This is a genomic window from Flectobacillus sp. BAB-3569 (assembly GCF_002270355.1).
Classification (GTDB): domain Bacteria; phylum Bacteroidota; class Bacteroidia; order Cytophagales; family Spirosomataceae; genus Flectobacillus; species Flectobacillus roseus.
The window spans coordinates 306,053-318,704 of record NZ_NJFZ01000003.1 but is presented as its reverse complement, the minus strand read 5'-3'; the positions used below and the strand labels follow the sequence as shown (position 1 = coordinate 318,704).

The 12,652-nt window shown below is 35.4% G+C and carries 20 protein-coding genes and 1 tRNA gene; 19 read left to right on the top strand and 2 right to left on the bottom strand.

Annotated features, from left to right (window positions below):
* Positions 1–135 precede the first annotated feature (135 nt).
* Positions 136–573 (top strand): hypothetical protein, encoded by a 438-nt coding sequence (locus tag BWI92_RS02225; RefSeq protein WP_095160491.1) that lies wholly within the window; start codon positions 136–138, stop codon positions 571–573.
* Positions 570–860, top strand: a complete 291-nt coding sequence (locus tag BWI92_RS02220; RefSeq protein WP_095160490.1) for a hypothetical protein — start codon at positions 570–572, stop codon at positions 858–860. The genes BWI92_RS02225 and BWI92_RS02220 overlap by 4 nt, the downstream gene beginning before the upstream one ends.
* A gap of 195 nt (positions 861–1,055) precedes the next feature.
* Here the strand turns inward: BWI92_RS02220 and BWI92_RS02215 are convergent, their stop codons facing one another.
* A complete protein-coding gene (locus BWI92_RS02215; RefSeq protein ID WP_095160489.1) occupies positions 1,056–2,234 on the bottom strand; it encodes a phage integrase SAM-like domain-containing protein in 1,179 nt (392 codons plus the stop codon).
* A gap of 380 nt (positions 2,235–2,614) precedes the next feature.
* A complete protein-coding gene (locus BWI92_RS02210) occupies positions 2,615–3,112 on the bottom strand; it encodes a helix-turn-helix transcriptional regulator (protein ID WP_095160488.1) in 498 nt (165 codons plus the stop codon).
* A 162-nt stretch (positions 3,113–3,274) separates the two neighbouring features.
* Here BWI92_RS02210 and BWI92_RS02205 point away from each other — a divergent pair, with 162 nt between their 5' ends.
* From BWI92_RS02205 to BWI92_RS02125, 17 genes are all read left to right on the top strand, one after another.
* Positions 3,275–3,541 carry a hypothetical protein gene (locus tag BWI92_RS02205; RefSeq protein WP_095160487.1) on the top strand — a complete coding sequence of 89 codons (267 nt, stop codon included), beginning with the start codon at positions 3,275–3,277 and terminating at the stop codon, positions 3,539–3,541.
* Positions 3,542–3,688: 147 nt separating this feature from the next.
* Positions 3,689–3,761 (top strand) — tRNA-Met (locus BWI92_RS02200).
* Between the two features lie 154 nt (positions 3,762–3,915).
* Positions 3,916–4,080, top strand: coding sequence for a hypothetical protein (locus BWI92_RS27170; protein WP_176464336.1), 165 nt, complete (start codon positions 3,916–3,918; stop codon positions 4,078–4,080).
* Between the two features lie 502 nt (positions 4,081–4,582).
* Positions 4,583–5,953 (top strand): hypothetical protein, encoded by a 1,371-nt coding sequence (locus BWI92_RS02195; RefSeq protein WP_095160486.1) that lies wholly within the window; start codon positions 4,583–4,585, stop codon positions 5,951–5,953.
* Positions 5,941–6,216 (top strand): hypothetical protein, encoded by a 276-nt coding sequence (locus BWI92_RS02190; protein ID WP_095160485.1) that lies wholly within the window; start codon positions 5,941–5,943, stop codon positions 6,214–6,216. Before BWI92_RS02195 ends, BWI92_RS02190 begins: the two co-directional genes overlap by 13 nt.
* 32 nt (positions 6,217–6,248) lie before the next feature.
* Positions 6,249–6,578, top strand: a complete 330-nt coding sequence (locus BWI92_RS02185; protein ID WP_095160484.1) for a helix-turn-helix transcriptional regulator — start codon at positions 6,249–6,251, stop codon at positions 6,576–6,578.
* Between the two features lie 192 nt (positions 6,579–6,770).
* Entirely contained in the window at positions 6,771–7,151 is a 381-nt protein-coding gene (locus BWI92_RS02175; RefSeq protein WP_095160482.1) for a hypothetical protein, read from the top strand.
* 117 nt (positions 7,152–7,268) lie between these two features.
* On the top strand, positions 7,269–7,577 hold the full coding sequence (locus tag BWI92_RS02170; protein ID WP_095160481.1) for a hypothetical protein: 309 nt from the start codon (positions 7,269–7,271) through the stop codon (positions 7,575–7,577).
* A gap of 32 nt (positions 7,578–7,609) precedes the next feature.
* The gene (locus BWI92_RS02165; protein ID WP_095160480.1) at positions 7,610–7,795 is read left to right on the top strand and encodes a hypothetical protein; all 186 of its coding nucleotides are present in this window, start codon (positions 7,610–7,612) and stop codon (positions 7,793–7,795) included.
* On the top strand, positions 7,792–8,265 hold the full coding sequence (locus tag BWI92_RS02160; protein ID WP_095160479.1) for a hypothetical protein: 474 nt from the start codon (positions 7,792–7,794) through the stop codon (positions 8,263–8,265). Before BWI92_RS02165 ends, BWI92_RS02160 begins: the two co-directional genes overlap by 4 nt.
* Before the next feature lie 59 nt (positions 8,266–8,324).
* The gene (locus BWI92_RS02155; protein ID WP_095160478.1) at positions 8,325–8,546 is read left to right on the top strand and encodes a hypothetical protein; all 222 of its coding nucleotides are present in this window, start codon (positions 8,325–8,327) and stop codon (positions 8,544–8,546) included.
* A complete protein-coding gene (locus BWI92_RS02150; protein ID WP_095160477.1) occupies positions 8,536–8,985 on the top strand; it encodes a hypothetical protein in 450 nt (149 codons plus the stop codon). The genes BWI92_RS02155 and BWI92_RS02150 overlap by 11 nt, the downstream gene beginning before the upstream one ends.
* 1 nt (position 8,986) lies before the next feature.
* The gene (locus BWI92_RS02145) at positions 8,987–9,349 is read left to right on the top strand and encodes a hypothetical protein (RefSeq protein WP_095160476.1); all 363 of its coding nucleotides are present in this window, start codon (positions 8,987–8,989) and stop codon (positions 9,347–9,349) included.
* Between the two features lie 157 nt (positions 9,350–9,506).
* Positions 9,507–9,677 (top strand): hypothetical protein, encoded by a 171-nt coding sequence (locus BWI92_RS27165; RefSeq protein WP_176464335.1) that lies wholly within the window; start codon positions 9,507–9,509, stop codon positions 9,675–9,677.
* A gap of 805 nt (positions 9,678–10,482) precedes the next feature.
* Entirely contained in the window at positions 10,483–11,664 is a 1,182-nt protein-coding gene (locus BWI92_RS02135; RefSeq protein ID WP_095160474.1) for a sialate O-acetylesterase, read from the top strand.
* 470 nt (positions 11,665–12,134) lie between these two features.
* Complete coding sequence (locus BWI92_RS02130) at positions 12,135–12,344, top strand: hypothetical protein (RefSeq protein WP_095160473.1); 210 nt, start codon at positions 12,135–12,137, stop codon at positions 12,342–12,344.
* A 2-nt stretch (positions 12,345–12,346) separates the two neighbouring features.
* Positions 12,347–12,652, top strand: coding sequence for a hypothetical protein (locus BWI92_RS02125; protein ID WP_095160472.1), 306 nt, complete (start codon positions 12,347–12,349; stop codon positions 12,650–12,652).

Sequence of the window (12,652 nt, the reverse complement as noted above, 5' to 3'; positions counted from 1 at the left end):
TCTGTAAAAAACAAAAATATCCACAAAAATAGCCAAATTGCATTTTTATCTAGGATAGCCACCAAATAAATTGGGACGAGAAATATTATCAACGATGACACTCTTTGAATTAAAAATCTAACATTTAAATTTTCCATGATAAATAAAAAAGTTTTAGACAAAGGAATAGAAAGTGTTGAAACGATTGTTAAAAATGGTTCAAACAATGTTCTAGGTTTTGTTATATATATCACTTTACTACTTATTGGTGGCATAGTTGGAGTCGCTTATTTATCAAATATGCCTCAATGGCTAAATAGTACAATAATAATAGTGTTATTGTTACTACTTAGTGTACTCACGAGCTTTTCTTTATTTCATGCAATTAAGAATCCTCAAACAATGATATTTAATCAAAATGCGATTATTATTGCTCAACGAGAAAAACTTTTTGATAGCTCAAGTAAGTCACAATATTTCTCTAATGAGATATCGGAATCAAACACGAATGCCATTGTTGATGTAGAACAGAGTGATAATACAGTTCTTCTTCAACCTAAAAAGACAACAAAGAAATTATCCTCAAAAAAATGATTTTACTTATTTCTTATAACAAAGTGGATTATTCAATCCCTTTAGAAAATCTAACTAATGCAATAAGGGGTAATGCTTTTTCATATTGGCATCATCTTAACGACACTTGGATAGTTAGAACAGACAAAAGTGTTAGTGAGTTTTACAACTTATTAGCTCCAAATATTTCTACTTCAGATAGATTACTATTAGTTGAAATCAAACGAAATTATCAAGGTTGGTTAACAAAAGATGCTTGGAACTGGTTAAAAACAGAGTTTAAACATGATTCTTTTTGGGGAATCTAATTTTTAAAGATAAGAAGGATGAAACCCTCGTTTTATCTCTTCAATGGAACAATTTAATTAAATATGAGTATTTTAACTGTCACAAATATAAAAAATTAAATTAACATTGTATCTGAAGAGAATCTACCTCAACAAGGTTACTGAAATAAATCACTTAAAATTTCAGATTTAAGTGATTTATTTATCTTCTAAAGCTTACTTCAAAAACTGCTTCTTAATCGTAGAGTCTTTTACTTTGGCATACCTTGATAATTGCTTGGTATCTTTCCATCCGACCATTGCCGAAATAGTCGTTGCTGGTATCGCTAATTCGTTCAAAGTATAATCAACAAAGCTCTTTCGTGAGGTATGAAAAGTTATATGCTTTTTGATATTAGCCATCTTTGCTATTTCTTTGATTTGGAGGTTAAGTTTATTGTTGCTCAACCTAGGAAGTGATGCTGCACCTCCGTATTTAGAAAAAATTTCAAGAGCTTTATCATTAAGGGGAATTCTTTGGGTAATATCTGTCTTTTCCCGATTTAGTTTAATCCAGATAGTTTTATCTTTATCTATCTCAACGCGTTCGTCTGAAAGAGAATTATAGTCTGTATAACTCAAAGAGGTCTCTGCACAGAAGCGATAAATATCTAAAGTAAGTCGTTGTACAGGGGAAAGCTCTAGTGCTTCCATTTTATCCATTTCTTCTTTTGTTAATGACACTGGCTCTTTGGCTTTGGCTTTCTCAATTTTGTAGTCATCCAAGACACTTTCCTTACTGTATCCTTTGGAAACTCCATATGTAGATACCTCCTTAATTAAAACTAAGTACTTTTCAATAGTACTGTCTTGGTACTTTGACGTCTGTAGATAAAATTTGAACTCGTCTAAAAAGGAGGTGTTGACATCTTTAATTGGAATTGAGATAATCTTTTTCTTGCCCAAATATTCCCTAATAATAGCATATTTTGACTCTTTCCCTTTAACTGTCAGTTCGCTAAGTTTTTCAGCCTGTAGTAATTTGTTCTGATCAGCCAGAAACTCTTTGAAGACGTCCATAAACTCAATTTCCTTTTCCTTGGTCTTTCGCTCGCCAACGTGAGCAAATCTGTGTCTTTCCAGTATTTCGGATGGTCTAATTGGTTCACTCGGTTTCTCATAGGATATTTGAGTGTAGATTTGGGTGAATCTTAATTCATAGAAATCTAACATTTTCTGATGTTTGGCAGATTCTTTACCATTGAAGCACTGCTCCTTAGAATTCCAATGTTTTCGGTGAAGTTTAATTTTAGTAGAGAATGGAACGGACTTTTCACCATCAACTCTTATTTCACAATAGATAACGCCGTGGTCTTTAATAGAACCTTCACGAAACCAATAATAAAATGACATCATGTTGATAGGGGTGATACTTACATTTCTAGGTGGGTAGTTGTTTGAATTTTTAACATTTGGTAAAACTTAAAATTTAACAAGAAATTATAAAAGTTTACTCTATGTCAAAAAGTATTCCAAAATCCCAAAAATAAAAATGTAAGTAAAATTGTTAGTAAATTGTAAAATATGCATTGGTTGCACGTATTGAAGCTTTTTTTGAGGGATTCAGCAGGAATAGGGAATATGCTAAAAACAAGAAAAGCGAGCTAAAAAGCTCGCTTGCAAGTCATTGAGAAATTCTGTGTAGTCCGTACGGGAATACACAGAACTACACCTAAATATCTGATTTTCAACCATATAGCACTATCATAAAGTACTATGGAGAATAGCCGCAGTTCTTAAGCTGTTACTACTAACGCTTCAAATAAGGGCGTAAACAAAATTATTTTGCCTACATTTTCCTCATTTTCTGAACTGATGGTATCGACTATTCTCAAATTAAAATTTGTTCGACCCAACTGAGCCATCACTAAAGCATTGTTAGTCTGTGCAAGTTGTTGATTAGTTCTCAAAAGTTCATTTATCTGCTCATTCTTTTTTGAGATTTCCTGATTAAACATTACTTCAAGTTTTTCCAAATACTCTTGTAAATACTTGTCATTGTTAGGACCTTTCTCTGTAAAGTTCTCAACATCCATCAATCCCTCTAATTCTTGTTTATCCACGCCTAAAGCGGACGCCCATCTTGCAAGTTCATGTTCATCCATATGTTTTCTATTAAAACTCTGATAAACTGACTGACGAGACATACCTAAAGTTGTTGCTACATTAGCTACTGATAAATTTTTTCTGGCTATTAAATCCTTGATTATTAAGCCTATAGGTACTTTAGACATAAAATATATAAAAAATTGTAAGATAATTATTTGACATTATTAAATTAATAAACTTACTTTGAAATGAATTTCAACACTAAGTAAACGAAAAGTGTACATTTTTTGCATACAAAGTAATCATTTTTTTATTAAATCAGTAAATATTCTAACCAGCGCAAGTTTATGAAAACTCTAGACTTTAGAAATTGGAAGAAGGTTTACGGTCTCTTCCAAGGGAATATTCCGAAAACAGCTCTGAAACGATACTGCCTAGAACATAAGTCGTTTAAAGGGATGAAAAAAGGAACTTGGGGTAATCATTGTATGTATGACAATTTTACTCCAGTCCAAAAAAAGGTAATTTGGGAGTATCTAAAAATGTACCATCCCGATGAAATGGAACAAGCCTTGACATTGCAAAATCTCAAATCCTTACCAGAAGTTGCATAAATGATAATCTACTACTTTTATGGATTTTTGAATGGTTCGTCCATAGGTAGTAAAGAAGCCACTGGCACAGCAGGGAGTTCCGTTCCCTACTGATGTCTTTGGTAGATTGAACTTACGAATTTAGTCTATTCATTTCATAAACAACACCGCAAAGTAGAGCAGATGGTAGCTCGTGAGGCTCATATCCTCAAGGTCGCAGGTTCGAGTCCTGCCTTTGCTTCTAAACCTTAACATCTTACAGTATGATACCATTACTTCTAGTTCCTGTGTTACTATTTTTCGGAATTCTTGAGTTTTTGTTGTGTACTGTAGACTGGCTTAAGGAACAATTGTCAAAATAGTTTTATCATTCTCACTTTTATCCTTTTACAAACATGAGTACTGTTGAAGTTGAAAACCTCGTTGATTTCTTTGTTAGCGCTATGGCTATGGGCTTTGCCTTTTTTTGTGCCCACTTTGCCTACAGCTTTATTGCTGGAACAAGTTTGGAGGACAAATTAAAAGACTTCGTAGGAGGCGATTTAGAGGATGATAATTAGTATTTTATCGCATTGGAGTGCAGTTTTTTTGAAAGTATTCGTGCCATCATTTATCGTTTTCTTTGCGGTGAGGCACTTTATCGAGAAAAACAAAAGAGACGGGTTTAAATAAGAAAGAGGCTTCATAAATCCATTTGTTTGGATTTATGAATTGAGTGATTAGCTAGACTCCCACAGAATGATGTGGGAGGTTCTTTCTCTAAAGACAATAGGTGTAGATTTAGATTTTAAAGACTACCACACCTTGTGTGGTAGCTTCTTTCCTCACTATGAAAATTATTTTGATTATAGTCATTGCGCTTGTGGTCATTCTACCATTCAGGAGAAAAGACCGAAACGTATAGTTAAATAAGTTATGCCCCTTCATGGTGTCAGAATACCCATTTGGTGCGTTCTGGAGGGTTCGAACCCCTCATTGGCAACAAAAGCAAATTGAAGTATCTGCTACAGAAAGTAGTGTGACGACCAAACCTGTGGCGATACTTTGCCCATTTCTCAGAATATGAATCTATTTTCACCTAAATCGGCGATTGACACAGACTTCGTAAGGATGCCTAAGACGCTTGAGCAGACAAGCTCAAACGTCTACAAGCGATACCATGCGCTTGCACAGGAGTTTAATGCCCTACAATATCTAGGTTTGTCAGCGAAGCTTCGCACTCCACACCAAAAGGTTATGGAGGCAATTCTCTATAAGTATTTGCCCATGTTCCGCAAGCTGGTCAATTCATCCACATGGGTTGATAGTCAGAGTATTCCATCCATTAATATTACCCGTAGAGAGCTGGCTAGACTCATTTCATGCGAGACTAGAAACATCTACAATATCCTTGCTAGGCTGTCAAATGCCCGTTTTATTGACATTATAGACAACAATTCGACAGGGGGATACACAATCATTCCAAACCTTTATATCGCCTTTGGTGATGTCAATTTGAAGCCTCAGTTGAAGGCATTGAGTGCCCTACCCAAGGACATCCTAATTACTAAGACGTGGCAAACTTTTCCGATATTAAAAGACAGGATAAATTTAAACAATTCATATATAGCAGTAGATGTTGAATCTACCCAAGAAAATTACGGGGAAAGACACAGGGAAATTGACAGGGAAAAAAAGCAAATTGAGCCCTTTGAACTTTCTTTCCAAAAAAATAACCTTGAAAGTTCCACAAATGACAAGGAAAATGAAACCAGTGGCGCCGCCGACACCGATGATGTGGACAACTACTCTGGCGGTAGAGCAGAATACTTCCGCAATCGCCACTTAGGAGGTCACAGGTCACCAATGCCTAACAAAACCACCAAACCAGTTCAAGAAAAGCCGATTCAGCCACACGAAAAGGCGCAATTAATCACAGAATTCTGGAACTATGCCAAAAAGAACCTCTATCCTAAACAGAAGTTTAACGGTGAAACTGAGGTGAAAATCAAGCGATTGATTGGTAGTGATGTCTTTGGGCACTTCAATGGCACAGAGAGCTATATCCACTGGAAAACGTTCTGTATGACCAAGATAGCTGAGGTAGATTTAGTGAAAAAGCACAACGAAAAGTACGACCGTGAGGCATACTGGCCACTTAACTACTTCTCGAAGAAGTATCGTGATAGAGGTGGGTTCCTAATCGCCCATGTGTGGCTCAAACGTGAGCAAAAGAAATTCATAGAAGTAAGATTTGAGGACGAATTAGAAAAAGCGAAGAATTCATTAGCATTTGGTATCATACCACGTGGGCAAAAAGGTAAAATCCTTTCGATTAGCGAGTTATCTCTTTACTGGGCAAAGAGAATATCAAAAAGAACTAGCCCAGAAACACTAGAAAAATATTACTCATTCATATCCAATACAAACTTATCATCACAATGGACGAATTAATCAGAACCGCAGAATGGCATATCAAGTACAGAATGCCATCAGGCACAAACATTGCGCTCACCAGCAAAGGAACGCCGATACAAGTCTATCAGAATAAGTACCTCAACAAGCGCATCGAAAGCGCTGAGAATATGATAAAAAAGTTTCGTGGCTTTGACCTTGCGATTATCTACGCTAAAGAGCCTAAAACGGGTAAAGATTTGGGAGAAATTGCACGATTCGACAACGAAACAAAAAGATTAGTCTTTTCAACACCACTCTAAAAAACGGGTCACAACACTTAATATCGGGTCACATGAAGGCTTTTGAAAATCCTACAACAATTCCACTCCAGATTAAGAGAAAATACAAAGAAATGCCTCTTTCTGAGCGAAGAAAGCTCTACAGCATCATCAGAGAGGAGCTTGGATACGGAGAGAATACAGATAATTCGAATATCCGAAAAATGCTTAGGGGACAAAGGAATGTCACTCCGCAAATTGTCAAACGGCTATCAGATTATCTTGGTCTTTCCAGACAACAGTTTCAGGGTAACATCCAAATGGACATCATGGATATCGTAGGAACAATTAAACCAAATGTACCCCAATCTACACATGAACTACATCATCATCACAAAAGCTAGAGGAATCACTTTTATCAGGTTAAAAGACCGTTGGGAGCAACAAGCTAATGTCGATTTCTCAAACCAAAGTAACATTATCAGTTTTTCAAGCAGACTGAGTGCCCAAAATTACTCAAGCTTTCTCAAGGACTCAGAAAGTGACTGCAAGAACAAAATCATTCAGCCAGCATCTTTAACTCTTCAACATGGACAATGGATAATTTCAGTCATTTGACGAATAGCCAAGTTATCAAACTACGTGAGGATATTATCTACACTTACGGTAAGTACCTTGGATGTATAAACAATACAGAGAAATCTAAATATTCTATTCGGCTACAGTTTCTTTGCTTGGATTTAGGTGTTGACTTTTTCTACCTAATTGACAATGGCATCGTAAAATATCTGGCAGAGGAAGAACAAGAGGACATTGACGAAGGAGATAACTCAATCGACTTAGAATCAAATCTTACACCAATAGGACAATGTCACTTCTGCGGTGAAAACTTAAAAGACAAACGAAAAGGAAGCCTCTTTTGCAACTCAAAACATCGTGCTTCCTATCATAATAACCAGAAAAAAACCGTCCGCTAGTTGCTACCAATTTAAACCAGGAAAACAAGCATTTTTTTCTTCTGTAGATCTTATTTGGTAGCAAAAGTATTGTAACATCACTCAACAGCAATTCATAAATCAAATATTGGTAGCAATATGGAACTCAAAATCATTAACCTTCGAGATTTGAACAGTCGAGAAAATCAGGATATCGTTGAAATCATCAATGAGGTCATGAGCCAAAAGTTTAACCACTCAGCAAATAAAGCAGTTCAGCATATCATTCGAACCTACAAAAGGCAAGAAATCGAAAACAACAAGCTAAGAGCAGAGCTTCAGAAGCTCAAAAAGGAGAGCGAACAAAGTCAAAAAGAGCAGTCAGATACAATCAAAGAGCTTCTTTCAGCCATTGAAGGATTCAACAAGTTCCTGATAGTTGCAAATAAAGTAACACCAAAGAAGTAGTAGTAACCAATCACATTCAAATCAAAAATATCATGGACGCAGTAAGATTTAGAGTACTTGCCATTGAAGGCAAAAGAAGTACCAATTCAGATATCCAAGTAGGTGAAACTTATGTAGGCGAAGCAAACGACCTACGAAATAGAGTGTATTACACCGATGAGGCAGGTGACGATTGGATATTCTATGTTGATGACACTTGCGAAATAATTGACCTATGAACCGAGTAGGCATATTGATAAACTTTCATGAGTATAATGCCCTCAGGGCTTATACTCATCGTGAAAATAGAATGATAGAGGCTTATTATAAAAAGCAGAATTCAACATCATTTTGGATACTTGACCCAAGCCTGATTGTAGCTTCGCTCTTTCATTCTCATTTTGAGTACGAATATAAAGAATCTGACTATGGCGACAGTATAATGAAATTTCAAATCCATGAAGCGATGGCGCTCTCAAATGCACTATCTACGCTAGGTGAACCCATATTCGAAAACTTACACACTAGATTAAGCCAAGAAATAGCCAAATGGAAACCCTCATTTAGCGCTTTGACTTTTGAGAATTGGTACAATAACCATAGGCATGGCTATAAACACGAATTTGGAGAGTTTGACCAACTAGATGAAATATACTTGGATGTTTTCCAACAATCATTTATCGAAGAAAATTTTAAGGACGATTTATAATCTAAACACCCTGTAGAATTCAGCCACTCTACAAGGCTGACCAATGGTTGATAATAAAAATGGCAATACACAGAAAAGAAGAAACAAAGGATTATTCAAAAGGCTTTGCAGAGGGAAGCTACGAATGGATAATGGAGTTAAAAATTAAGCGACTCCGTCTGGAGAAAGAAAAACTGGAAAAGAGAATAAATGAAATTTATCACGAACTCACAGAAATACTATTTCCAGAATGTACTGGAGCAGATAAGGGAGAAACACAAGCAAAACAAAATGAAAAATAATCAAGAAGCAGTTGAAAGATTTGACCAAGCTCGTGGAGCTAAAATTAACAGACTTTTTTGGATTGCTGGTTCATTAGAAAATAGTGATTTAAAGGATTTGTTGAACGATGATATGGAAGAGTATGATTTTGAGATATGCTTTCCAGAAGTGTTCAATTCAGAGTATTTTAATGATTACAAGGATAATGATGAACTCATACAAGCCTTAGTGGATTTCAGAAAGTTTGGACTGCTTGCAGAGATTTTCGTTCCTGAAGCTGACTGTTTTAGATACGAAAATAACAAACCTGTTTCTTGGTCTACTCATCAAGGAATTTACAGAGTTAAGTATGTGTATGAAGAAACGCTTGATAAGCTAATGCTTAAAATTGAAAAAACCGCCGCAATGGTTTTTAGAGAATATATTGAGGCAGACAAGAAAAAAACACAAGCGAAATAGAATGACAAATAAGCAATCGTACCAAAGTACAGGCAAGTTGTTGCTCAGGGTAATATTATCTCCATTCATTTTTCTGTATGGTTGTATTTGGGTAATAGCCTTTACTTTTTTTCCATTACCATTGGTACTTATTTATAGTATAGCAGGTTTAGTATTTGAACCAATTATCTGGTTATTATGCAAGTCTGGTGTTGAAATAGAAAGCTTAGAGCCATTTTTTGACGATCCAAATAACAGTAAATCTACTGGTCATCTTATAGGAATAACTTTTTTTATTTGGTATCCATTCTTTCTAGCATTCTGGTTTGTAAAATATGCTGTCATCTACAATGCCAATATTCCACACAACAAGAATTTACGATAGCAATAGTACCAACCAAGTACATACTTTAGTCGATTTTACTTCATTCTTGCTACCAATTTCAAACGGATCAGCTCTGCGGCCACAACGTAGAGCTCTGAAAATTGGTAGCAATTTAATTTATCTGAAGATGGCGAAACTTAATAAGCTGGAGAAGCAAATGTTTTTAGAAATCTATGAAAAATGTACCTATCAGATTGAATATGGGCTTGAGGATACAATAGCTGGTTCTGATGATGTCCCAGAGGAACAACCTTATATCAAAGCAGATTTGGAAAAGCTCTCACATATTAAAATGCTTAATAACTGGATTCTAACGTATTGCAAATAAATATAAGTCTAATGAAATATCTATTCATTTTAATTCGTAAAATTCTCCTTTTTACTCGAGATACAATTTGGCTCTTATTAGAAAGAGTTTATAAGTGCACATACAAAACTATTTATTTCATCTGGCATCTGAAACTAGATGTTTCTAAGCCACTCAAAATATACGATGGCCCATTTTATTCTTATAGAAGTCTTTCAGACTTCTATTCAGATATTCCTATGATGTTTAAGTTAGAATGTAAAATATGTTCAAAGGACTGCGGAGAAACAACGTCCTTCAAATGTTCAGAGATTTATACTTGTAGAGAGTGTTCCAAAAGCTTAAAACAGAAATAAATGGAAGTAGAATCGACCCAAGCCTAATTGTAGCATCGCTCTTCCATTCACATTTGCAGCATTGGTTTGACCAACATGACTATGGAATTTCAAATTCATAAAGCTATGGAAACCCTCTCTAAATGCTTTAATATAGTAGTATCCCAAATCTGGTTATCAACGGATATTTAGAGAATGAACTACTGGTCGAAATGCTACAACAACCCCTTAAGGAAGATTTTTAGCAAGTACACCCTGTAGAATTCAGCCACTCTACAGGGTTCACCAATGGTTGATAATAATAAAATGGCAATTTTAGTTTACTTAATGACTTTTGTAGGGATATTCCTATCAATTTTAATATTCTTCATTTTAACTTTCTTTGTTCAAACCGATGTGTCAGTGTTTTATTCATCTATTTTTCTTATATCATTCAATGTTTTAGAATTTAAGTATTATAGCAAAAATCAACCACTCTCAAATAATAACCAATGAAAATCATATCACCAAAAAACAAACAACCCTTTCAGCGTGACAATACTGATAATGCGACTATAGCCTTAAATGGTATTATAGAAAATGGAAATAAAACCTTGAAAATCATCGCTACGCCTATCAATGGTGGGGTTGCTTATGAGAAAAAGGTCACTTCCACAACAAATGAATTTCTTACTTACATTAGGCTTGAAAAAGGTCTCTACGAAATTAAGATTAGTAATAACAAAGAAAATGCCTCCATTATCATAGCAGTAGGAGATATTTATACAATTATTGGACATAGCTTCACTGTTGGATGGGGAGCTAACTATTGTAAAGATGAACGTGTCATTATCCCTGCATCAAGTTTTAAGGATATGACAAATCAATATTATTACACTGATACTGCATTTATATCTCTAAAAGATTTTAGCGAATCTACGGCGACTGACTACTTAAATATAAAGGATGATATTGAGTTCTGGCAAAAAAGAGGGATATGGGGAAAATTAGGGGATTTATTAGCTTCAAAAAACAATTGTCCTGTAGCATTTATCAATGCTGGTTTCGGTGGCTCTACACTCAAGCAGTGGGAGCTTTCAGCGCTCAAACAGCCCTTTGCACATTCATTTGTTGATTCATCTCGAAGGATGCCTATCATCAAGTTGCTAAACGTCTTAAAGTACATCATCCCTCAAACAGGCATTAAGAGAATACTCTGCATACATGGTGATAACGATATGGCTCTTACCAATTCTGCTGACGAAATAGCGCAACACTATAAAACGATTATTGATACCGCACGACTAGAAAGCAACTTGCCTAATTTACCATTTATGCTAGCAACATCCGCTACCGACGTCGATAATCACAAAGGCATTGTCGATGGTACATTGATGGCTATTGAGCAAAACCAAAATGTAGTGAAAGGACCAGACATCTATAAATATGGAAATGAGTATAGACTAGAGGATAAACTACATCTAAATCTGGAGGGAGAGACTAAGGCAGCAGAGGATTTTGCAGAGTTGTTAGTACACAGTACTAATGAGCCATTTTCTTTAAATAGAGATATTAAAATGCCTATCGTGAAAGAAAAGAGCTTATTGAATATGTTCTTACTATTTCTCCTTGCACCAATTATTTTTATAGTCCTTTTATTGATTGGCACTAAGCAAGTGGAAACCAGTGATTAGTTATAGCTAGTATAATTAACTTACAAAAGCCTCTTAAATTCGTTTAGAGGCTTTTGTAAATTGGCATTGGATTTCGTAACTAATTTACACATAGCCTTACCTGAAACACCCTCTCCAAAAGCGCTATTTCCTCCCCATAAAAAGTGTTACGTTCATAAAAAAATGATGGAAGCTTTGTGCGGAGTCCCCCTTTGTTAATGTGGCGATTAAATGTAGCTCTACTTTCGCAATTAAGTATAGTCCTAATTTCTTTTTTGTAATACCTCTCATTGGTCTAAAGTTAGAATTGTTTCAAAAGCGTTTCATTAGTGTTTCAAAAGCGTATCAGGGCTTGCGTACGAAGTGTAGCCATCACACCTTTACAAAAAAAGGCAGATGCTAACTAAAGAGAGGATGAGTGAGGTTTTTGTAGTATCTCTGGAAAAGACTATCAAAAATACACTTTTTCTCTCTTCTAAACAACTACGAACATGACTGATATTGTAGTAAATGTACAAGATGAAGCAATCAGAAATCAGAAGTCTGAACAATTAAGACAACACCTCTCTGCTATCAATACACTCTCTAAGGAACTTAATGATTTAGGTCTTGCTGTCAATATTTTTGACACTGAAGATGAAGACAATAATGTCATTTCAAATCCTGTAACACTCATTGCGGAAATTTCAAAACCTTACTAATCATGGAGGATATCGCACGTGTCGGTATTGGGGCAAGAGTACCTGAACAGACTAAACGAAATCTTGAAGTTGAAGCTAGTGTTTTCGGATTTGAAGGGCTATCATCCTTGCTAAACTACCTGATTTTAAACCGAACTTTCCTCTACATCAACAGGCTTGATTATGATTCCCATAAAGTTCATATCTGTCTGTCAGAACCTGAACTTTCTGAGCTATATGAGGTAGTTCAAAACCGAGAAAAAGGACAAAATGAAAGCCAAAAACTGGATTTTCAGGACTTTTTAAAGGAGGTTTTTTTACAGGTTTAG

Bases quoted from the DNA above. Each gene is read 5' to 3' on its own strand.
- BWI92_RS02155 (WP_095160478.1), top strand. From the start codon at position 8,325: ATGGCAATACACAGAAAAGAAGAAACAAAGGATTATTCAAAAGGCTTT.
- BWI92_RS02225 (WP_095160491.1), top strand. From the start codon at position 136: ATGATAAATAAAAAAGTTTTAGACAAAGGAATAGAAAGTGTTGAAACG.
- BWI92_RS02170 (WP_095160481.1), top strand. From the start codon at position 7,269: ATGGAACTCAAAATCATTAACCTTCGAGATTTGAACAGTCGAGAAAAT.
- BWI92_RS02185 (WP_095160484.1), top strand. From the start codon at position 6,249: ATGAAGGCTTTTGAAAATCCTACAACAATTCCACTCCAGATTAAGAGA.
- BWI92_RS02220 (WP_095160490.1), top strand. From the start codon at position 570: ATGATTTTACTTATTTCTTATAACAAAGTGGATTATTCAATCCCTTTA.
- BWI92_RS02160 (WP_095160479.1), top strand. From the start codon at position 7,792: ATGAACCGAGTAGGCATATTGATAAACTTTCATGAGTATAATGCCCTC.
- BWI92_RS02205 (WP_095160487.1), top strand. From the start codon at position 3,275: ATGAAAACTCTAGACTTTAGAAATTGGAAGAAGGTTTACGGTCTCTTC.
- BWI92_RS02215 (WP_095160489.1), bottom strand. From the start codon at position 2,234: ATGATGTCATTTTATTATTGGTTTCGTGAAGGTTCTATTAAAGACCAC.
- BWI92_RS27170 (WP_176464336.1), top strand. From the start codon at position 3,916: ATGAGTACTGTTGAAGTTGAAAACCTCGTTGATTTCTTTGTTAGCGCT.
- BWI92_RS02145 (WP_095160476.1), top strand. From the start codon at position 8,987: ATGACAAATAAGCAATCGTACCAAAGTACAGGCAAGTTGTTGCTCAGG.
- BWI92_RS02175 (WP_095160482.1), top strand. From the start codon at position 6,771: ATGGATAATTTCAGTCATTTGACGAATAGCCAAGTTATCAAACTACGT.
- BWI92_RS02195 (WP_095160486.1), top strand. From the start codon at position 4,583: ATGAATCTATTTTCACCTAAATCGGCGATTGACACAGACTTCGTAAGG.
- BWI92_RS02190 (WP_095160485.1), top strand. From the start codon at position 5,941: ATGGACGAATTAATCAGAACCGCAGAATGGCATATCAAGTACAGAATG.
- BWI92_RS27165 (WP_176464335.1), top strand. From the start codon at position 9,507: ATGTTTTTAGAAATCTATGAAAAATGTACCTATCAGATTGAATATGGG.
- BWI92_RS02125 (WP_095160472.1), top strand. From the start codon at position 12,347: ATGGAGGATATCGCACGTGTCGGTATTGGGGCAAGAGTACCTGAACAG.
- BWI92_RS02130 (WP_095160473.1), top strand. From the start codon at position 12,135: ATGACTGATATTGTAGTAAATGTACAAGATGAAGCAATCAGAAATCAG.
- BWI92_RS02165 (WP_095160480.1), top strand. From the start codon at position 7,610: ATGGACGCAGTAAGATTTAGAGTACTTGCCATTGAAGGCAAAAGAAGT.
- BWI92_RS02135 (WP_095160474.1), top strand. From the start codon at position 10,483: ATGAAAATCATATCACCAAAAAACAAACAACCCTTTCAGCGTGACAAT.
- BWI92_RS02210 (WP_095160488.1), bottom strand. From the start codon at position 3,112: ATGTCTAAAGTACCTATAGGCTTAATAATCAAGGATTTAATAGCCAGA.
- BWI92_RS02150 (WP_095160477.1), top strand. From the start codon at position 8,536: ATGAAAAATAATCAAGAAGCAGTTGAAAGATTTGACCAAGCTCGTGGA.